Genomic DNA, 20,174 nt, shown 5'->3' on the forward strand with positions numbered 1-20,174 from the left:
TTTCCGCACAATGTCCGCAGATCTCGCATCTCTGGCCGAAGCGGCCGGGACGAAATTCATCCTCGCGCTGTTCATCGACCTGCGAGGCAAACCGTGCGCCAAGCTGGTACCGGTCGAGGCCGTCGACCTGCTCGCCACCGAGGGCGTCGGATTCGCCGGGTACGCGGTTGGCGCCATAGGCCAGGAGCCGAAAGACCCTGACCTGATGGCCATTCCGGACCCCGCCTCGTTCACACCGATTCCGTTCCTCAAGGAGGGACTGGCCATCGTGCACTGCGACCCGCACGTCAACGGCGAGCCGTGGCCCTACGCGCCGCGGGTCATCCTCAAGGCGTTGATCGCGCAGGCATCCGACGCCGGCTTCGAGCCGTGGGTCGGCGCTGAGGTCGAGTACTTCCTGTTGCATCGTGACGCCGACGGCACGCTGTCTACCGCGGACACGGCCGACACCGCCGCGCAGCCCTGCTACGACGCACGCGGTGTCACCCGGATGTACGACCACCTCACCGCCATCTCGACGGCGATGAACCGACTCGGCTGGTCCAACTACGCCAACGACCACGAGGACGGCAACGGCCAGTTCGAGCAGAACTTCCAGTTCGCCGACGCGCTGACCACCGCCGACCGCGTCGTCACCCTGCGCTACCTGCTCTCGATGATCGCCGCCGAACGCGGCATGGTCGCCACCTTCATGCCCAAACCGTTCACGGATCGCACGGGAAGCGGTCTGCACCTGCACCTTTCGCTGACCACGGGCGGTGCACCGGTCTTTCCGGCGGGCCATGACGTTCCGGACGAGCGCGGGCTCGGGCTGTCCGAAACCGCCTACTCCTTCATCGGCGGCATCCTCGAACACGCCTGCGCGCTGCAGGCCGTTGTCGCGCCGACGGTGAATTCCTACAAGCGGACCCGTGCGACCAGCACCGCGTCGGGCGCCTCGTGGTCGCCCAACACGCCCAGCTACGGCGGCAACGACCGCACTCATTACATCCGGGTACCCGACGACCAACGCGTCGAGCTGCGGGGAGGCGACGGGTCGGCGAACCCCTACCTTGCGATTGCGGCGGCCCTCGGTGCAGGCATCGACGGCATCAAACGAAGCACCGACCCCGGTGGCGTTGGCTCCCAAGGACGTTCGGCACTACCGCCGACCCTGTTGCATGCCGTCGACGAGCTGGAGGGCGACCCCGTCATCACCGGCGTGCTCGACGCCGCGGGCGAGGGGGTGGCGTCCTACTTCGCGAACATCAAGCGCGACGAGTTCTTCGCCTACCACAGCGCCGTGACGCCGTGGGAGATCGACCACTACCTGACCGCCTTCTAGGAAGGAACTGGCCGAATGTGCGGCATTGTGGGCCTGCATCTGCGCAACCCCGACCTGCGCCCGCAGCTCGGGGAACTCGTGACCGGCATGTTGTGCGAGATGGGCGACCGCGGAAGCGACTCGGCAGGCGTCGCCGTGTACGGCGATCCGACCTGGTCACCACCGGGACACGGCTGCGTTTCGCTGCTCGAAGTCGACGCTAGCCCCGACGAGGTGGCTGCCACGCTCGGCGTTGCCGTGACACAGCTCGACGAGACGTATCTGCTTACCGCACAGGCCTCGTCGGAGGACATCCTGGCCGCCGCCAGATCCGCCTATCCCGATGCGCTCGTCGCGGGCTTCGGCGCCGATCTCGCCGTGCTCAAGGGCGTCGGCCACCCGCGGGTCCTCGCCGAACGCTGGGGATTGTCCAAGGCGCAGGGCTGGCAGGGTGTCGGCCATACCAGGATGGCGACGGAGTCGGCTGTGACGCCGGCAGGGGCTCATCCGTACGCGGTCGGCCCCGAACAGTGCATGGTGCACAACGGATCGTTCGCGAACCACGCCACCATTCGCCGCGAATTACGCGCGACTGGAGTCGAATTCGACAGCGAGAACGACACTGAGGTGGGAGCCCGATTCATCGCGAGGCAACTGGCGGACGGCCGCGACATCGAGGCCGCTCTGAAGGAGTTGTGCGCAACGTTCGACGGCTTCTACACCCTGCTGGTGTCCAATCGGGATTCGTTCGCCGTGGTGCGCGACGCCATCGCGTGCAAGCCGGCGGTCATCGCCGAAACCGACGACTGGGTCGCGATGGGCAGCGAATACCGCGCGCTGGCCGGGCTTCCCGGTGTGGACGCGGCCAAGATCTGGGAACCCGAGCCGGAGGTGATCTACGCGTGGAGACGCTGACGGCGTTCGACCTGGCGACCACTCCGCTGCGCGAGGTGAACACGGCGCTGCACGAACCCGGCCTCTCGGGCGACTTCGCCATCGCTCACCCCGACGGCGCGCACAATGTCGCGGTCGGTCTGAACGCGCCGATACGGCTGAGGGTCGAGGGCCACGTCGGGTACTACGCCGCGGGCATGAATCAACAGGCCGACGTCACGATCAACGGCAACGCGGGTACCGGCGTCGCCGAGAACATGATGAGTGGCACTGTCCGGGTCAAGGGCAGCGCATCGCAATCCGCAGGTGCCACGGCGCACGGCGGACTGCTGGTTATCGAGGGCAAAGCGGCTGCACGGTGCGGTATTTCGATGAAGGGAGTCGACATCGTGGTTGGCGGCGACGTCGGACATATGAGCGCCTTCATGGCGCAGGCGGGCAGGCTGATCGTGCGCGGTGACGCCGGCGAGGCGCTCGGGGACTCGATCTACGAGGCACGCATCTATGTCCGCGGCGCCGTCGCATCGCTCGGGGCCGACTGCGTCACCAAGGAGATGCGGCCCGAACACCACGCGGAGCTCGAATCACTGTTGGCAGCAGCTGGTTTCGAGGATGACACCGCCGCCTACACGCGCTACGGTTCCGCGCGCTCGCTCTACCATTTCCACGCCGACAACGCGACGGCCTACTGATGAGCCACCTACGCGAGTCCGCGACGTTCGACCGGTCGGTAATCGCCGAGATCCAGCGTGCAGCGGACACAGGCATCTACGACATCCGCGGCTGGGGCGCCAAGCGTCCCCTCCCCCATTTCGACGACCTGCTGTTCCTCGGAGCGTCGATGTCGCGCTATCCGCTGGAGGGTTACCGCGAACGGTGCGACACCGACGTTGTTCTCGGCGACCGATACGCAGAACACCCGCTGCACCTCGACATCCCGGTCACGATCGCCGGTATGTCGTTCGGTGCGCTGTCCGGTCCCGCGAAGGAGGCGCTCGGCCGCGGCGCCAGCGAGGTCGGTACGTCCACGACTACGGGCGACGGCGGCATGACCCGCGAGGAACGGACGCAGAGCAAATACCTGGTTTACCAATATCTTCCGTCGCGATACGGGATGAACCCCGACGACCTCCGAAAGGCCGACGCGATCGAGGTCGTGCTCGGCCAGGGCGCCAAGCCCGGCGGTGGCGGCATGCTGCTGGGTCAGAAGATCTCGCCGCGCGTCGCGAACATGCGCACGCTGCCCGAGGGCATCGACCAGCGCTCCGCGTGCCGCCATCCCGACTGGACGGGACCCGACGACCTGACGATCAAGATCAACGAGTTACGGGAGATCACCGACTGGCAGAAGCCCATCTACGTCAAGGTCGGCGCCACCCGCACGTACTACGACGTGAAGCTCGCTGTGCATGCGGGAGCGGATGTCGTCGTGGTCGACGGGATGCAGGGCGGCACGGCAGCGACCCAGGAGGTGTTCATCGAACATGTCGGCGTGCCGACGCTGGCCGCGCTGCCGCAGGCGGTGCAGGCGCTGCAGGAACTCGAGGTGCATCGCAAAGTGCAACTCATCGTCTCGGGCGGCATTCGCACCGGTGCTGACGTGGCGAAGGCGCTGGCGTTGGGAGCAGACGCGGTCGCGATCGGCACGGCGGCCCTCATAGCGTTGGGCGACAACCATCCTCGCTACTCCGCCGAGTACGAAAAGCTCGGTAGCGCTGCGGGATTCTTCGACGACTTCCAGGACGGCACCGACCCGGCGGGTATCAGCACACAGGATCCCGAGCTGGCGTCCCGGTTCGACCCCGTTGGGGGCGGCCGGCGGCTGGCCAACTACCTACGGGTGCTCACCATGGAGGCGCAGACGATCGCGCGCGCGTGCGGGAAGTCCCACGTGCGCCACCTCGAACCCGAGGATCTGGTCGCCGTCACCATCGAGGCCGCGGCGATGGCCCGGGTCCCGCTGGCCGGCACCGAATGGATTCCAGGCCGGTGAGTACCGCGGATGTCGTGATCGTCGGCGGCGGCATCGAAGGCGCCGCCGCGGCCTGGGCCCTTTCGCAGCGCGGTGTCACGAATATCGTGGTGGCCGAACGCAATACCGTCGGCGCAGGAATGACCGGAAAGTCCAGCGGCATCGTGCGCTGCCACTACGGAGTGAGCTCACTGGCCGCGATGGCCACCGTCGGCCTCGAGGTGTTCGAAAAGGGGCAGGAGATCTTCGGCACCGACATCGGTTTCCGCCAGACCGGCTATGTCGTCGGCGTGGGTGAAGGCGACGCCCTCTCGTTGCGTAGTAGTCTCGCCGCGCAGCGTGCCGTTGGCGTTCAGACCGAGGAGATCGACGCCGCAGAGGTCGCCCGGCTGTGGCCGTACGCGGATCTGGCGGTGTTCGAGGCCTTCGCGTGGGAAGCACGCGGCGGATACGGTGACGCCTACCTGACGGCGCAGGCGTTCGCGGCGTCGGCACGCGCGGCAGGTGTGCGAATTCGTCAGGGCGCCAACGTGACCGACCTGCTGATCAACGATGACAAGGTCGCTGGTGTGCGGTTGGCGAACGGCGACGTAATCGCCACGGACACCGTCGTGGTCGCTACCGGAGTCTGGACGGCACCTTTCCTTGCGCCGTACAACATCGATGTGCCCATCCGCGTTGTCCGCGAACAGCTCGTCACAATCGCGCCCGGCATGCCGATCGGCACCGTACCGGTGTTCTCCGATCTCGTTTCACTGCAATATATCCGGCCAGAGCTCGGCGGTGAGCTGCTGTTCGGCAACAGCGATCTGTCCGATGTCGAGGATGCGAACCCCGACGCATACCTCAACCGCGCCACCGAGGCCTTCGTCGAGGAGACCGTAGAACGCGTCGGCACCAGATTCCCAGGCTTCACCGGCGCGGCGATCACCGGCAGCTACGCCGGCTGCTACGACGTCACGCCGGATTGGAACCCGGTCATCAGCAGGACCGAGGTGGACGGGCTCGTCATCGCAGCGGGCTTCAGCGGTCACGGATTCAAGATCGCTCCCGCCGTCGGCCGGTTGATCGCCGACCTCGTCATCGACGGCCGCAGCGCCGACCCCCGTATTCCGGAGAAGGACTTCCGGCTGTCCCGGTTCGCGGAGGGGGCTCTGCTGCAGAGCCCCTATCCGTATTCCGGTGCAGGACAGATGCGTTGACTCCGCAGGACAACCATGTCTGACGTCCCATTGCTTCGCAACAGATCCGGCACGGCTCGTGACCGCGATCCGCAGGCGCCGGTCGAGGAACTCGAATTGGAAGCCGCCATTGGCCGCAATGTCCGCCGGCTCCGTCTACAGCATGCGCTCACGGTCGCCGAAATGGCTACCCGCGTTGGCATTTCGAAGGCGATGATGTCGAAGATCGAGAACGCCCAGACATCGTGCAGCCTGAGCACTCTGGCCCTGCTGGCCAATGGTTTCAACGTTCCGGTCACCAGCCTCTTCCGCGGCGCGGATGTCGAGCGGCCCGCCGCATTCGTCACCGCGGGCACGGGTGCCCGCATCGTGCGCAACGGCACCAAGGAAGGCCACGAATACCAGCTGCTCGGCTCGCTGCGCGGCGAGCACAAACGCCTCGAGTGCCTGCACGTCACGCTGTCGGCGAAGAGCCACACCTATCCCCTGTTCCAGCATCCGGGCACGGAATTCATCTTCGTGCTCGAGGGCGTGATGGATTACGGCCACGGCCGCACGGTGTACCGATTGAGCCCGGGTGACTCGCTGCAGTTCGACGGGGAGGGTGCGCACGGTCCGGTGGATCTGGTGCAGCTGCCGATCCGCTTCCTTTCGGTGATCGCCTTCCCCGACTCTCAGGTCTGACCGCAGGGCGCCGACCCGGCCTGATGATCTACTTCCTGATCGCCCACGCGACTCTGCCCCAGCTGGCAGGGCTCTGAATAACCTGGGGTTTCGGGCTGGCAGCCACGCTTGCTACAGTGGCCAGGTGCAGCGGGTGCTCCTTCTCAGCAGCCGCGACGGGGTCTGATCAGACCGGCTTCCCGTCGCGGGTGTTCGCGATGCGCCGGTCGTGAGTCCATCGACAACCCGGAGCGACCATCGTGACCACCTTCTCAAGACCCGCACCAGATTCTCCTGACGCCTTCGCGTCGGTTCGCACGCTCACCACACCCGCCGGTCCGCCGAACCCCGGCCAGCCGGGCTGGAACACCCAACGTGGCTCGTCGATGCCGGTCGGGCGGTATCGCCCGTTCGCTGACGAGGTCGAATCCGTCAGGCTGGCCGATCGCACATGGCCTGACAAGATCGTCGACCGCGCACCGATGTGGTGTGCCGTCGATCTGCGCGACGGCAACCAAGCCCTGATCGACCCGATGAGCCCGCAACGCAAGCGCCGCATGTTCGACCTGCTGGTGCGCATGGGCTACAAGGAGATCGAGGTCGGTTTCCCGTCAGCCAGCCAGACCGACTTCGACTTCGTCCGCGAGATCATCACCCAGGGCGCTATTCCCGACGACGTCACCATCCAGGTGCTCACGCAATGCCGCCCCGAGCTGATCGAGCGGACATTCCTGGCGTGCGAAGGCGCGCCGCGAGCGATCGTGCACTTCTACAACTCGACCTCGATCCTGCAGCGGCGAGTGGTGTTCCGCGCCGATCGCGAAGCGGTCAAAGCCATCGCGACCGACGGCGCGCGGATGTGCGTCGAGGAGGCCAAGAAGTACCCGGACACGCAGTGGCGGTTCGAGTACTCGCCCGAGTCCTACACCGGGACCGAACTGGAGTACGCCGTGGACGTCTGCAATTCGGTCGCGGCGATCATCGAACCCACCCCCGAGGTGCCACTGATCGTCAATCTGCCTGCGACTGTCGAGATGGCGACTCCGAACGTGTACGCCGATTCGATCGAGTGGATGAACCGGCACCTGGCTCCGCGCGAGGCCATCATCCTGAGCCTGCACCCGCACAACGACCGCGGAACCGCCGTGGCCGCAGCGGAATTGGGCTACCAGGCAGGTGCCGATCGGATCGAGGGCTGCCTGTTCGGCAACGGTGAGCGCACCGGCAACGTATGCCTCGTCACGCTGGGCATGAACCTGTTCTCGCGCGGGGTCGACCCGCAGATCGACTTCTCCAACATCGACGAGATACGTCGCACCGTCGAGTACTGCAACCAGCTGCCGGTGCACGAACGCCACCCGTACGGCGGCGATCTCGTGTACACCGCGTTCTCCGGCAGCCATCAGGATGCGATCAACAAGGGTCTGGACGCCATGAAGGTGTCGGCCGACGAGCAGGACGCCGATATCGACGACATTCTCTGGCAGGTCCCGTATCTGCCCATCGATCCGCGCGACGTCGGACGCACGTATGAGGCTGTCATCCGGGTGAATTCGCAGTCCGGCAAGGGTGGCGTCGCCTACATCATGAAGGCCGACCACGGCCTGGCCCTGCCGCGGCGGCTGCAGATCGAGTTCTCGCAGGCGATCCAGAAGATCACCGACGGCGAGGGCGGCGAGGTGTCACCGAAGGAGATGTGGGACGTCTTCGCCGACGAGTACCTCGCCCCGATACGGCCGCTGGAACGCATCCGTCAGAAGGTGACCGCATCCGAGGTGGACGGCGGCACGGACACCATCGAAGCGGTGGTCAAGGTCGACGGTATCGAACGCGAAATCGTCGGTGCGGGCAACGGTCCGCTCGCGGCGTTCATCGATGCGCTCGGTGCGATCGGCATCGACGTCTCGGTCCTGGACTACTCCGAGCACGCGTTGTCGGCAGGCGAGGAGGCGCAGGCCGCGGCCTACGTCGAGACGTCGATCGGCGGCAGAACGGTGTGGGGCGTCGGAATCGCGACGTCGATCACCACCGCTTCGCTCCGCGCGGTCGTATCGGCCGTCAACCGCGCCTCCCGCTAGCTCCTCAGTCGAGGAAGACGCTCAGCAGTCGGTCCACAAGACTGGCGGCATCCTGCGCGCCCGGTTCGGGTGCGATGGTGAGGTTGCTGAACACAAAGCCGTTGAGCAGCCTGCTGATTTCGTCCATCCTCTCCGGCGCCGGGGTGAAGCCGGCGGCCTCGAAGATGAGTGTCGCCGACTTCACCGCGGCCGCCTGGAGCTCTCTCACCAGTGGCGCGAGTTCTTCGCGTCGCGTGCTCTCCATGAACAGCTCGAACCGGGCCAGCGTAAAGCGCCGCATCTGCTCGTTGGGTTCGAGCATGCGAATCATCAACTGTCTCAGGGCATCAGGGCTCAACGGGCCTATCCCCGACCGCAACGCCTCGACGCGTTGCCAATGCAGATCAACCGTGCGTTGGGCGGTGGCTTCAAGCAGCGCCTGCCGGGTGCGGAAGTAGTTCGAGGTGGTCCCCGCCGGTAGGTCGGCGCGACCGTCGACCTGGCGATGTGTGAGACCCCCGACGCCGTCATCGCAGAGGATGTCGATGGCGGTGTCGAGGATCTGGTTCCGGCGTTCCGGGTTCGGCGGCATCAGTTCCTATAGTGCAGTTTGGCGAACAGCGTGAGGAACGCCGGGTAGACCGCGCAAATCAGCAGCCAGCTGAACCAGTAGCCGGCGATGTGCACATAGAAGCTGACGTCGCCGAGCACGAACAGGACGTACAGGTGCAACGGGACGCTGATCGTGATGTACGCCAGCGAGGCGGTCAGCGCCATCCTGTGGACGCGGTTGACGAAGTGCATCCTGCGGTAGCTCAGGATTCCCGTGACGGCCGCGTAGGTCATCGGAATCATCAGCAGCAGGTCGGTCGTCGGCGTCATGGCGTATTGCAGCGTGAGGTCGTCGCCGAAGATCACCCGGTAGAGGTGCAGGCAGAAGCCCAAGGCGATGGTCAGCATCGCGGCTTCGCGGAAGAAGTAACCGCGACGCCGATAGGTCTCCCACCAGGATTCTCTGCGTTGTACTACGTATGTAGTGGTACCCATGACCAAACTGTATCACTACCTTCGTAGTGGTTACAAGGGGCCGTCTAGAACAGCGCGAACTGGTCGCCGGCCGGCGTGATGTCGGTGAACTCCTCGATGGTGCTGCCGCCGACCACGGCGTCGAGGCCGAGGATGAAATCGGCGTCCCTGACGAACGGCACACCCAGCTCGCGTGCCTGGTAGCCCTTGCCCTGCTCGGGTTGGGCCTCGTTGCAGATGATGAGCGAGGTCTCGGCGTCGACCGCGTCCGCATACGACAGGCCTGCGTGCACGATCCGCTCGACGAGCTCCTCGTGCGTGCGGTCGACCTCGGCCGCGAGGGCGACCCGCATGCCCTGAACCAAGGGCCGCCCCACGACGAACCGGCCGGGGTTGGCGTACGGGCAGGGCAGCCGCGCCGCCAGCATCTTGAGTGGCCGCAACTCCTCATGTGTCACTTGGCCGTTGGGCCACTCGCGCCGCGACAACGGGCGAACCGGCAGCCACACCTTGCGTTCGCGGGCGCGTACCAGCACCGGCTTGAGGATCTGCGCGAGCACCATCGCATCGTCGAGGGCGTCGTGCGGCTTCAGCTGCGTGATACCCCAGTGCGCGGCAAGGGTTTCCAGCCGCAGGTTCTCGGTGCCCAATTCGAGCCTGCGGGTCAGTTCGACGGTGCACATGGCGGTGTCGATGGGCAGTTCCGCGTCGACCATCTCGGCCTCGGCGGTCAGGAACGAGTAATCGAAGCCGACGTTGTGCGCCACCAGAGTGCGTCCGCGAAGCAGCTCGATCAGGTCTCCGACGATGTCGGCGAAGCGGGGCTGGCCCTCCAGCATCTCGGCGGTGAGCCCGTGCACGTGGGTCGGTCCGGGATCGACTCCGGGGTTGAGCAGTGTGTAGAGGCTCTGTTCGACGTTGCCGTCGTCGCCGAGAGCCAGGGCCGCGATGCTGATGACCCGGGCATGTCCTGGATGGAAACCCGACGTTTCCACATCGACAACCGCCCAGCCCGCGCCATCCTCGGCTGCCGGGCGACCCCAGGAGCCGCTCGGCCGGCGATATCCGGCGTCAGTTTGGCTCACGTTCTCGAGGATGGCACGCGACCCTGACAACACCGGATCACTCGCCAGCGTGTCGGCTACCTGCTTCTGGCCTCTTAGACTTCCGGGGATGGTCACCATTCGCGGACGTACAGCGCTTGCCGCCGGAGCGGGCGCGCGCTGGGCGTCGCGGGTGACCGGTCGCGGCGCCGGCGCCATGATCGGTGGTCTGGTCGCGATGACGCTGGACAAATCGATACTCGGCCAGCTCGGCGAGGGCCGTCGCACGGTGATCGTGACCGGCACGAACGGCAAGTCGACCACCACACGGATGACCGCGGCGGCGCTCGGCACGCTGGGGTCGGTGGCGACCAACGCCGAGGGCGCGAACATGGACGCCGGTCTGGTCGCGGCCCTCGCGGGAACGCGTGATGCGGCGTTGGCGGCGCTGGAAGTCGACGAGATGCATGTCCCACATGTGGCCGACGCGCTCGATCCTGCCGTGATCGTGCTGCTGAACCTGTCGCGGGATCAGCTCGATCGGGTCGGTGAAATCAATCACATCGAACGCACCCTGCGGGGCGGGCTGGCGCGTCATCCGTCGACGGTGGTGGTCGCGAATTGCGACGACGTGTTGATGACGTCGGCCGCATACGACAGCCCCAACGTCGTCTGGGTGGCCGCAGGCGGCGGGTGGGCCAACGATTCGGTGAGCTGTCCACGCTCGGGCGAGATCATCGTCCGCGACGGCGCGCACTGGTATTCGACGGGAACGGATTTCAAGCGGCCCACGCCCCAGTGGTCCTACGACGACACACACATCTACGGGCCCGACGGGTTGTCGCTGCCGATGCAGCTGGCGTTACCCGGAAAAGTCAACCGCGGCAACGCCACTCAGGCCGTGGCGGCGGCGGTCACGTTGGGCGCGGACCCCGCAGCGGCGGTCGCCGCGGTGTCCGGCGTCGACGAGGTGGCCGGTCGCTACAGCACGGTGCGACTGGGTCAGCACTCGGTGCGCATGCTGCTGGCCAAGAACCCTGCCGGCTGGCAGGAGGCGCTGTCGATGGTCGACACCGACGCCGGCTCCGTGGTGATCTCGGTCAACGGCCAGGTGCCCGACGGGGAGGACCTGTCGTGGTTGTGGGACGTCAACTTCGAACATTTCATCGGCAAACCCGTCGTCGCCGCGGGTGAGCGCGGCACCGATCTGGCGGTGCGACTGGGCTACGCCGGTGTCGAACACACGTTGGTGCACAACGCCGTTGAAGCGATCACGTCGTGCCCGCCGGGGCATGTCGAGGTGGTTGCCAACTACACAGCGTTCCTCTCGCTGAACCGGACCTTCGGCAGGGGTGGGCATGTCTGAGTCGACAGTGCGGATCGGGTTGGTACTGCCCGACGTGATGGGAACCTATGGCGACGGCGGCAATTCGGTGGTGTTGCGCCAACGCCTGCGGTTGCGCGGTTTCGACGCGGAGATCGTCGAGATCACCCTTGCGGACCCGGTGCCGTCCGAGCTTGACCTCTACACCCTTGGCGGAGCGGAGGATTACGCACAGCGGCTGGCGACCAGACACTTGATCCGCTACCCGGGTCTTCAGCAGGCGGCGGAGCGGGGCGCTCCGGTGCTCGCGATCTGCGCGGCGATCCAGGTGCTGGGCCACTGGTATGAGACATCGTCGGGTGAGCGGGTCGACGGCGTGGGAATGCTCGACGTCACGACATCCCCGCAGGAGACGCGCACGATCGGTGAAGTGGTGTCGCAACCACTGCTGCCCGAGCTGTCGGAACGCCTGACCGGTTTCGAGAATCACCGCGGCGGAACGGTTCTGGGTGCCGCCGCGCAGCCGTTGGCGCGCATCGTCAGCGGGGCGGGTAACCGCGCGGGCGACGGTATCGACGGGGCAGTACAGGGCGGCATCGTCGCGACGTATCTGCACGGACCGTGTCTGGCGCGTAATCCGCAACTGGCCGACTATCTGCTTTCGCGTGTGGTCGGCGAGCTGACGCCACTGCAGATCGACGAGGTCGGACTGTTGCGCAAGGAGCGTCTCGCGGCCCCCCGCCGCGTCTAGGCCGCGAACAAGTTGGCCTCAACCGAGCAGCCTCGGCTCACCAGCGCGGCCTCTGCTCTGGCGAGCCATTCCCACGGCCGGTCCTCGGCGATGACGCGAATGACCTTCCAGCCAAGCGATTCCAGCATCCGAAGACGACCTACGTCTTTGACGTACTGCTTTCGGTTCTTGCGGTGGTGATCCCCGTCATATTCGGCAGCGACCTGACACTCCCGCCAGCCGAGGTCCAGCCAGGCGACCGGGCGGGTACCCACGATCACGGCGATCTGAGTTTCGGGCCGTGGAAAGCCCGCGTCGTGGAGCGCCAACCGGATGCGGGACTCCCGCGGCGACGCCGCTCCCCCGTCGACGAGCGGAAGCAATCCGCGAAGCTGCCGAATGCCGCGGACGTGCGGATACCGGTCACCCAGGGCCAGAACATCGTCGACCTGATATCGCTGATTCCACATCAGCGCGTCGAGTCGTGCGAGCGCTTCAGCCCGGCCGAGATGTCGACCGAGGTCGAATGCCGTGCGGACCCGCGAAGTCAGGGGTAGGCCCGCGATCCGGACGATCTCGTCGTCGGCGATGCGTTCGGATCGCGGGATCAGACCATCCTGCGGCTGGATCTTGACGCCGACGACGTCGATGGGTTCGGTGGGATCCACCCACGGTGCCCCGTGCAGCGCGGACGCTGCCACGCCGGCGACGACACCTTTGCGACGCGTCGCGAGCCACGCGCCAATCGCCCGGTCCCGCAGCGACGGGTCGACACTTTTCTCGATGTACACCCCGCGGAAGAGCGGCGAATACCGACGTCGGAGTCCGTGGCGTGTCACCACGCCAGCCGCCAATGCTTCCCCGCCAAGCAAGATTTCAGCCATGTGTGCATCGTGCTCTCAGCCACCGACACCGCGCCGAAAGCGGGCTTTTGTAGGGAAAGTGCGAGTAACCGTCTACAAAACTCGGATTTCGGCGTGAAGGGGGCCGGGGGTCGGTTCGAGAACTGTTCTGCAGAACGTGGATAGCGCTGCGCAAAAAGGAACTAGGCCATCGCGCGGCGGCCTGCGAGGGCGCGGCCCAGCGTCAGCTCGTCGGCGAATTCCAAGTCACCACCCATCGGCAGGCCCGAGGCGATCCGCGTCACGCTGAGTCCGGGGATGTCGCGCAGCATCCGCACCAGGTACGTCGCCGTCGCTTCGCCTTCGGTGTTCGGGTCGGTCGCGATGATCACCTCGCTGATGTCCACACCGTCCACCCGCTCGCCAATCCTGTTCAACAGCTCGCGGATTCGCAGTTGCTCGGGCCCGATTCCCGACAGCGGATCCAGCGCACCGCCCAACACGTGGTACCTGCCGCGGAATTCGCGGGTGCGCTCGACGGCCTGCACATCCTTGGGCTCCTCGACGACGCACACCACCGATCCGTCGCGGCGGGCATCGGAGCAGATCCTGCACCGCTCGTCATCGGACACGTTGCCGCACACCGCACAGAACGTCACGCCGTCGCGGACCTTGCCCAGCACCGCCGTCAACCGGTCGATGTCCGGCGGCTCGACGGAAAGCAGGTGAAACGCAATGCGCTGCGCGCTCTTCGGCCCGATACCCGGCAGCTTGCCGAGCTCGTCGATCAGATCCTGGACCGGTCCTTCGAACAAGTCAGAGTCCCGGCAGCCCTAAGTCGCCGCCCATACCGCCTGCCAACGGTCCGAGGCGGTCGTGCGCCAGGATCGTGACCTGCTTGGACGCGTCGGCGATCGCGCCGACCACGAGGTCCTGCAGTGTCTCGACGTCCTCGGGGTCGACCACCTTGGGGTCGATCCGCACGGCGATCACCTCACCGCTGCCCTTCATCGTGACCTGCACCAGGCCACCGCCCGCTTGACCGTTGACCTCGGCCGCGGCCAGCGCCGCCTGAGCTTCCATCAACTGCTGCTGCACCTGCTGGGCCTGAGCCAGGAGCGCAGACATATCGGGTTGGCCTCCACCACCGGGTTGCATGACGATCCCCTTGCGTATTGGTCTCGATGTGGTCGCGTCGTCGGGTTGGGCCTTAACAGTAGTCGTGGTCGGCGCTACGGTGGCGCCCGTGCATCCCTGCCTGCGTGTCGGTACGAACAAGACAATGCGCTCCTGCGCCGCGGTCGCGACCGGCCTGCTCGTCGCGGCATCGACGCTCGTCAGCCCGGCATCAGCGGCCCCGGCCAATATCGCCGGCAAGATCGTCTTCCTCGACCCCGGCCACAACGGCTCCAACGACGCCTCGGTCATCAGCAAGCAGGTGCCCACCGGTCGCGGCGGTACCAAGGACTGCCAGGCCAGCGGCACCTCGACCGACGACGGCTATCCCGAGCACTCGTTCACGTGGGAGACCACGTTGCGCATCCGCCAGGCGCTGACCGCGCTCGGCATCCGCACCGCGATGTCACGCGGCGACGACACCGGCGTGGGGCCCTGCGTCGACGAACGCGCGGCGCTGGCCAACTCGGTGCACCCGGATGCGGTCGTCAGCATCCATGGCGACGGCGGGCCCTCGACTGGCCGTGGCTTCCACGTCCTGTACTCGTCCCCGCCGCTCAACGACGTCCAGGCCGGGCCGTCGGTGCGGTTCGCCCAGATCATGAGGGACCAGTTGCAGGCCTCGGGTCTGGTGCCGTCCACCTACATCGGCGACGCCGGGCTGAATCCGCGCTCCGACATCGCCGGGCTCAACCTGGCTCAGTACCCGTCGATCCTGGTCGAGATGGGCAACATGAAGAACCCCGCCGACTCGGCGCTGATGAAGACACCCGAGGGCCGGCAGAAGTATGCCGACGCCGTGGTGCGCGGTATCGCCGGCTTCCTCGGCTCCAGCTAGCCCTCCACCTGCTTCTTGAGGTTCTCGAGGACCTCGCCCTGGATCTTGCGAAGTCCCAGCGGCGCGAACGTCTTCTCGAAGAAGCCGCCGATCCCGCCTGCGCCCTGCCAGGACGTCTTGACCGTCACCGACGAGCCCTCCCCCGCGGGGGCGACCGTCCAGTTCGTGATCATCGTCGAGTTGGCATCCTTTTCGATGACTGTGTGACCGGCCACATCCACGCTGGCCTTGACGTCACGCACCCGCGACTTGGTGGCCTGAAGCTTCCACGACGCCACGGTGCCGGCGCCCTGTCCGCCCTCGAGCACCTGATAGGCGCTGTAGTGCGGGGAAAGGATCTTGGGGCGCACAGTGGCGTAGTCGGCGACGGCCGCCAATACGGTTTCCGGAGAGGCGTCAATCACGACGGTGCTGGACGCGCTGACCTGTCCCATCGGTACAAACTCCTAAATCGGGGTGGCACTGCGGTGGTGCGGTCGCATCGGTTGCGACCGCGGACTAGCGTATATCCGTGTCTGTGGTGGAAACTGATGCACGTACTGCTCACTCCGCGGGAGTAGAGCGGCTCCTTGCCAGCTATCGGGCGATTCCTCCGAACGCGACGGTTCGCCTCGCGAAACCCACATCGAACCTGTTCCGTGCCCGTGCCAAGACGACGACCAAGGGGCTCGACGTCTCGGGTCTCCGCGGTGTCATCGCCGTCGACCCCGCGACGCGCACCGCCGACGTCGCAGGCATGTGCACCTACGAAGACCTCGTCGCGGCCACCCTCCCCTACGGTCTGGCACCACTGGTCGTGCCACAGCTCAAGACGATCACCCTCGGCGGTGCGGTCACCGGACTGGGCATCGAGTCGACGTCGTTCCGCAACGGCCTGCCCCACGAGTCCGTGCTGGAGATGGACATCCTCACCGGCACCGGCGAGGTGGTGACCGCAAGTCGCGACCTCCGCCCTGACTTGTTCCATGCCTTCCCCAATTCCTATGGCACGCTCGGATATTCAGTGCGTATCAAGATCGAGCTGGAGCCGGTCAAACCGTTCGTCGAGATTCGCCATCTGCGGTTCAACGCGCTGACGGAGCTCTTCGCGACGATGGACCGCATCGTCGAAACCGGCGGACACGACGGTAAGCCCGTGGACTACCTCGACGGTGTGGTGTTCTCGGCCGACGAGAGCTACCTGACGCTCGGGTTCCGAACCGGCACACCAGGTCCGGTCAGCGACTACACCGGCCAGCAGATCTACTACCGCTCCATTCAGCACCCCGAAGGCGAGAAGCACGACCGACTGACGATCCACGACTACCTGTGGCGCTGGGACACCGACTGGTTCTGGTGCTCGAGGGCATTCGGCGCGCAGGACCCGCGGATCCGCAAGTTCTGGCCGCGGCGCTACCGGCGGAGCAGCGTCTACTGGAAGCTGATCGGTTTCGACCAGAAATACAACATCGCCGACAAGATCGAGAAGCGCAACGGCAGGCCGCCACTGGAGCGCGTCGTTCAGGACATCGAGGTACCGATCGGCCGAGCGGCCGAGTTCGTCGACTGGTTCCTGGAGAATGTGCCCATCGAGCCGATCTGGTTGTGCCCGTTGCGACTCCGTGACAACACCAGCTGGCCGCTCTATCCGATCCGCGCCCAGCACACGTATGTCAACATCGGCTTCTGGTCGTCCGTGCCGGTGGGCCCGACAGAAGGGCACACCAATAAGCTGATCGAACGCAAAGTCAGTGACCTCGAGGGGCACAAATCGCTGTACTCCGATGCGTACTACAGCGCCGACGAGTTCGACGAACTCTATGGTGGAGAGGCGTATAAAACGGTGAAGAAGACCTACGACCCCGATTCTCGACTTCTCGACCTTTATGCGAAGGCGGTGCAAAGACGATGACCACGTTCAAAGAAGACTCGAAACGCGCCCCGGCCGGACGGCTCACGCTGGCAGAGATCCTCGAGATCTTCGCCGTTGGCGAGGTACCGCTCAAGATCACGGCCTATGACGGCAGTTCGGCGGGACCCGCGGACGCCACGGTCGGCCTCAATCTGCTGACACCGCGCGGCACCACGTATCTGGCGACCGGGCTCGGTGAACTCGGGCTGGCCCGCGCCTACGTATCTGGGGACCTCGACCCCATCGGCGTCCATTTCGGCGATCCGTACGAGTTGATCAACGCACTCGCCTCGCGCGACAACATGGACTTCAAGCGTCCACCCGCGCGGGTGCTGGCGAATGTCGCGCGATCCATCGGCTTCGAGCACCTCAAGCCGATCGCCCCGCCGCCCCAGGAAGCGCTGCCGCGGTGGCGCCGTGTCATGGAGGGGTTGCGCCACAGCAAGACTCGCGACGCGGAGGCCATCCACCACCACTACGACGTCTCGAACAAGTTCTACGAGTGGGTGCTCGGTCCGTCGATGACCTACACCTGTGCGAGCTACACCTCTCCGGACGCGACTCTGGAAGAGGCACAGGAGAACAAGTACCGGCTGGTGTTCGAGAAGCTGCGCCTGCAGCCCGGCGACCGCCTGCTCGATGTCGGCTGCGGCTGGGGCGGCATGGTGCGCTACGCCGCCCGGCACGGCGTGAAGGCCATCGGCGTCACGCTGTCCAAGGAACAGGCGGAGTGGGCGCAGAACGCGATCGCCGAGCAGGGGTTGTCCGATCTGGCCGAGGTGCGCCACGGTGACTACCGCGACATCCGCGAATCCGGGTTCGACGCCGTCTCCTCGATCGGGTTGACCGAGCACATCGGCGTGCAGAACTACGAGGCCTACTTCCGGTTCCTCCAGTCGAAGATGCGCACCGGCGCGCTTCTGCTCAACCACTGCATCACCCGCCACGACAATCGGACCGGCGCCAAGGCGGACGGATTCATCGACCGCTACGTCTTCCCCGACGGGGAGCTCACCGGCTCGGGACGCATCATCACCGAGGCGCAGAACGTCGGGCTCGAAGTGGTGCACGAAGAGAATCTGCGCAACCACTACGCGCTGACGCTGCGCGACTGGTGCCGCAATCTCGTCGAGCACTGGGACGAAGCCGTCGAAGAGGTCGGGCTTCCGACAGCGAAGGTGTGGGGCCTGTACATGGCCGGCTCACGGGTCGGATTCGAGACGAATGTCGTTCAGCTGCACCAGGTTCTGGCCGTCAAGCTCGACTCGCGGGGCAACGACGGCGGTCTGCCGCTTCGCCCCTGGTGGACGCCCTAGGCTGTCAGCCGCCTTCGATGCGACGGGCGCCGAGCTCGTTCTGAAGTAGCTCGAGCGCCGCTTCCTCGGGGTCGCGCCGCGGGGTAACCGACGTGTCGCTGCCCGCTTCTGCGAGCATGCTCTCCTCATCGTCGTCGTCGCGCTGCGGTGACGACGATGAGGAGGGCGACGACTCGCTCGGTTCAGGCGTCGAAGGCGCACCGCCTCCGCCTACCTCGCAGCGGATCTTCCAGTCGACGCCGAGCGCATCCTTGAGAGCCTCACGGATCACATCGGCGTTGCGCTGTTCGGTCAGCCGCTTGGCCAGCGGCGCGGACTCGTGGCTGAGCACCAGGGTGTCGCCCTCGACGGCGCGGACGATCGCGCCTGCCAGCATCACCTCGGTGGTGCGGCTGCGCTGACGGACCTTCTCGCGCACCGTCGTCCACATGCTGCGCACCGCCGCCGCGTTGGGCTCACCGGTGACGGCCGCGGACGGGGGCGCCGCCACGACCGGGTCTGAGGGCGCTCGCACCGGCGGAGGTGAGACGGGCGTCGGTTCCGCCGGGGGCTCAGGGGCGGCCTTCGGCTGCGCCACGGGTTCGACGGCCACCTCCGGCGCCGGCGCAGGCTCGGCCACCACCGTCGGCTCGAGTGCGGGCTTGAGCACCGGCGCGGGCGCCGCCTCCGCGGGAGCCGGGGCAGCCTCCGGCTCGGTCTTGCTCCTGCGGCTGTACTGCTTCGGAGCGCCGGACTGCTCACCCTCCGGGATGGACATGTCCAGCCGGGTCTCGATGCGTTCGACGCGCTGCAACAACGCCGACTCGGTATCGCTGGCCGACGGCAGCAGCAGTCGCGCGCATACGACCTCGAGCAGTAGTCGAGGCGCGGTGGCTCCGCGCATCTCGCCCAGCCCGGCGTGCACCACCTCGGCGTAACGGGTCAGCGTGGCGGTGCCCACCCGGGTCGCCTGATCCCGCATCCGATCGAGCACGTCCTCCGGCCCGTCGACCACGCCACGGGCGACGGCGTCGGGAACCGCTTGAAGCACGATCAGATCGCGAAAACGCTCAAGCAGATCGGTGGCGAACCGCCGCGGGTCGTGCCCGGCGTCGATCACGCCTTCGACGGCACCGAACAGCGCCGCGGCATCTCCCGCCGCGAGCGCATCGATCGCATCGTCGATCAGCGCCACATCGGTCGCCCCCAGCAGCGCCAGGGCGCGCGGATAGCTGACCTGATTGCCGTCCGCACCCGCCAACAACTGGTCGAGCACCGAGAGCGTGTCTCGCGGCGATCCGCCACCGGCGCGGATGACGAGCGGGTACACCGCGTCGTCGACCGTCACGTTCTCCTGCGCGCAGATCCGCTCGAGAAGCGATCTCATGGTCCGCGGCGCCAGCAGCCGGAACGGGTAGTGGTGGGTGCGCGAGCGGATGGTCGGCAGCACCTTTTCGGGCTCGGTCGTGGCGAATACGAAGATCAGGTGCTCGGGTGGCTCCTCGACGATCTTCAGCAGCGCGTTGAAGCCGGCCGTGGTGACCATGTGCGCCTCGTCGACGATGAAGATGCGGTAGCGCGACTGCGCAGGCGCGTAGAAGGCGCGGTCGCGGAGCTCGCGGGTGTCGTCGACCCCGCCGTGACTGGCCGCGTCGAGCTCGGTGACGTCGACACTGCCACCCCCGTTGGGCGCCAAGGCGACACACGAGTTGCATACGCCGCATGGCGTGGCCGTCGGCCCCTGCTCGCAGTTCAGGGAGCGCGCCAGGATGCGCGCCGACGACGTCTTCCCACACCCGCGCGGCCCTGAGAACAGATAGGCGTGGTTGATGCGCCCGGCCGTCAGCGCGGTGGACAGCGGTTCGGTGACGTGCTCCTGGCCAACCACGTCGGAGAAGGTCGCCGGTCGGTACTTGCGGTAGAGCGCCACGCTCGCACA

20 protein-coding genes are annotated in these 20,174 nt (G+C 66.5%); 12 read left to right on the top strand and 8 right to left on the bottom strand.

The annotated features are described in order from the left end of the window. The first annotated feature begins 10 nt into the window (after window positions 1–10). From glnT to leuA, 7 genes are all read left to right on the top strand, one after another. Complete coding sequence (gene glnT, locus AB4Z42_RS19185) at window positions 11–1,324, top strand: type III glutamate--ammonia ligase (RefSeq protein ID WP_442010788.1); 1,314 nt, start codon at window positions 11–13, stop codon at window positions 1,322–1,324. Window positions 1,325–1,339: 15 nt separating this feature from the next. Then, window positions 1,340–2,218: a glutamine amidotransferase gene (locus AB4Z42_RS19190; RefSeq protein WP_442010789.1), complete on the top strand. Its 879-nt coding sequence runs from the start codon at window positions 1,340–1,342 to the stop codon at window positions 2,216–2,218. Then, window positions 2,206–2,889 (top strand): protein glxC, encoded by a 684-nt coding sequence (locus tag AB4Z42_RS19195; RefSeq protein ID WP_442010790.1) that lies wholly within the window; start codon window positions 2,206–2,208, stop codon window positions 2,887–2,889. The genes AB4Z42_RS19190 and AB4Z42_RS19195 overlap by 13 nt, the downstream gene beginning before the upstream one ends. Continuing rightward, a complete protein-coding gene (locus AB4Z42_RS19200) occupies window positions 2,889–4,190 on the top strand; it encodes an FMN-binding glutamate synthase family protein (RefSeq protein WP_442010791.1) in 1,302 nt (433 codons plus the stop codon). Before AB4Z42_RS19195 ends, AB4Z42_RS19200 begins: the two co-directional genes overlap by 1 nt. Next, entirely contained in the window at window positions 4,172–5,371 is a 1,200-nt protein-coding gene (locus AB4Z42_RS19205; protein ID WP_442010792.1) for an NAD(P)/FAD-dependent oxidoreductase, read from the top strand. Before AB4Z42_RS19200 ends, AB4Z42_RS19205 begins: the two co-directional genes overlap by 19 nt. A 15-nt stretch (window positions 5,372–5,386) precedes the next feature. Continuing rightward, the gene (locus AB4Z42_RS19210) at window positions 5,387–6,034 is read left to right on the top strand and encodes a helix-turn-helix domain-containing protein (protein ID WP_442010793.1); all 648 of its coding nucleotides are present in this window, start codon (window positions 5,387–5,389) and stop codon (window positions 6,032–6,034) included. Between the two features lie 239 nt (window positions 6,035–6,273). After that, entirely contained in the window at window positions 6,274–8,091 is a 1,818-nt protein-coding gene (gene leuA, locus AB4Z42_RS19215; protein WP_442010794.1) for a 2-isopropylmalate synthase, read from the top strand. Window positions 8,092–8,095: 4 nt separating this feature from the next. Here the strand turns inward: leuA and AB4Z42_RS19220 are convergent, their stop codons facing one another. From AB4Z42_RS19220 to AB4Z42_RS19230, 3 genes are read right to left on the bottom strand one after another with little or no spacing between them, the layout of a single operon-like run. Beyond that, the gene (locus AB4Z42_RS19220) at window positions 8,096–8,662 is read right to left on the bottom strand and encodes a TetR/AcrR family transcriptional regulator (RefSeq protein WP_442010795.1); all 567 of its coding nucleotides are present in this window, start codon (window positions 8,660–8,662) and stop codon (window positions 8,096–8,098) included. Beyond that, window positions 8,662–9,117 (bottom strand): hypothetical protein, encoded by a 456-nt coding sequence (locus AB4Z42_RS19225; protein ID WP_442010796.1) that lies wholly within the window; start codon window positions 9,115–9,117, stop codon window positions 8,662–8,664. Before AB4Z42_RS19225 ends, AB4Z42_RS19220 begins: the two co-directional genes overlap by 1 nt. A 44-nt stretch (window positions 9,118–9,161) precedes the next feature. Next, entirely contained in the window at window positions 9,162–10,181 is a 1,020-nt protein-coding gene (locus tag AB4Z42_RS19230; RefSeq protein WP_442010797.1) for a DEDDh family exonuclease, read from the bottom strand. A gap of 88 nt (window positions 10,182–10,269) precedes the next feature. On the opposite strand from AB4Z42_RS19230, the gene AB4Z42_RS19235 reads away from it, so the two are divergent. Both AB4Z42_RS19235 and AB4Z42_RS19240 read left to right on the top strand, forming a co-directional pair. Next, window positions 10,270–11,505: a MurT ligase domain-containing protein gene (locus AB4Z42_RS19235; RefSeq protein WP_442010798.1), complete on the top strand. Its 1,236-nt coding sequence runs from the start codon at window positions 10,270–10,272 to the stop codon at window positions 11,503–11,505. After that, window positions 11,498–12,214 carry a type 1 glutamine amidotransferase gene (locus AB4Z42_RS19240; protein ID WP_442010799.1) on the top strand — a complete coding sequence of 239 codons (717 nt, stop codon included), beginning with the start codon at window positions 11,498–11,500 and terminating at the stop codon, window positions 12,212–12,214. The genes AB4Z42_RS19235 and AB4Z42_RS19240 overlap by 8 nt, the downstream gene beginning before the upstream one ends. Here the strand turns inward: AB4Z42_RS19240 and AB4Z42_RS19245 are convergent. The 3 genes from AB4Z42_RS19245 to AB4Z42_RS19255 form a co-directional block, all read right to left on the bottom strand. Beyond that, window positions 12,211–13,077: a hypothetical protein gene (locus AB4Z42_RS19245; RefSeq protein WP_442010800.1), complete on the bottom strand. Its 867-nt coding sequence runs from the start codon at window positions 13,075–13,077 to the stop codon at window positions 12,211–12,213. The two genes, AB4Z42_RS19240 and AB4Z42_RS19245, sit on opposite strands and share 4 nt — an antisense overlap. Before the next feature lie 161 nt (window positions 13,078–13,238). Then, on the bottom strand, window positions 13,239–13,850 hold the full coding sequence (recR, locus tag AB4Z42_RS19250; protein WP_442010801.1) for a recombination mediator RecR: 612 nt from the start codon (window positions 13,848–13,850) through the stop codon (window positions 13,239–13,241). A gap of 1 nt (window position 13,851) precedes the next feature. Beyond that, entirely contained in the window at window positions 13,852–14,193 is a 342-nt protein-coding gene (locus AB4Z42_RS19255; RefSeq protein WP_442010802.1) for a YbaB/EbfC family nucleoid-associated protein, read from the bottom strand. A gap of 124 nt (window positions 14,194–14,317) precedes the next feature. On the opposite strand from AB4Z42_RS19255, the gene AB4Z42_RS19260 reads away from it, so the two are divergent. Further along, window positions 14,318–15,049, top strand: a complete 732-nt coding sequence (locus AB4Z42_RS19260; RefSeq protein WP_442010912.1) for an Rv3717 family N-acetylmuramoyl-L-alanine amidase — start codon at window positions 14,318–14,320, stop codon at window positions 15,047–15,049. Here AB4Z42_RS19260 and AB4Z42_RS19265 read toward each other — a convergent pair. Next, window positions 15,046–15,483, bottom strand: a complete 438-nt coding sequence (locus tag AB4Z42_RS19265; RefSeq protein ID WP_442010803.1) for an SRPBCC family protein — start codon at window positions 15,481–15,483, stop codon at window positions 15,046–15,048. The two genes, AB4Z42_RS19260 and AB4Z42_RS19265, sit on opposite strands and share 4 nt — an antisense overlap. 77 nt (window positions 15,484–15,560) lie before the next feature. On the opposite strand from AB4Z42_RS19265, the gene AB4Z42_RS19270 reads away from it, so the two are divergent. Together AB4Z42_RS19270 and AB4Z42_RS19275 are read left to right on the top strand one after the other, a co-directional pair. After that, complete coding sequence (locus AB4Z42_RS19270) at window positions 15,561–16,940, top strand: FAD-binding oxidoreductase (protein ID WP_442010804.1); 1,380 nt, start codon at window positions 15,561–15,563, stop codon at window positions 16,938–16,940. Continuing rightward, complete coding sequence (locus AB4Z42_RS19275) at window positions 16,937–18,256, top strand: class I SAM-dependent methyltransferase (protein ID WP_442010805.1); 1,320 nt, start codon at window positions 16,937–16,939, stop codon at window positions 18,254–18,256. The genes AB4Z42_RS19270 and AB4Z42_RS19275 overlap by 4 nt, the downstream gene beginning before the upstream one ends. 4 nt (window positions 18,257–18,260) lie before the next feature. On the opposite strand, the gene AB4Z42_RS19280 is transcribed toward AB4Z42_RS19275, so the two are convergent. Next, complete coding sequence (locus AB4Z42_RS19280) at window positions 18,261–20,165, bottom strand: DNA polymerase III subunits gamma/tau (protein WP_442010806.1); 1,905 nt, start codon at window positions 20,163–20,165, stop codon at window positions 18,261–18,263. Window positions 20,166–20,174: the final 9 nt, after the last annotated feature.

The sequence above is a fragment of the Mycobacterium sp. 2YAF39 genome, assembly GCF_052114565.1.
In the GTDB taxonomy this organism is placed as follows: Bacteria; Actinomycetota; Actinomycetes; order Mycobacteriales; family Mycobacteriaceae; genus Mycobacterium.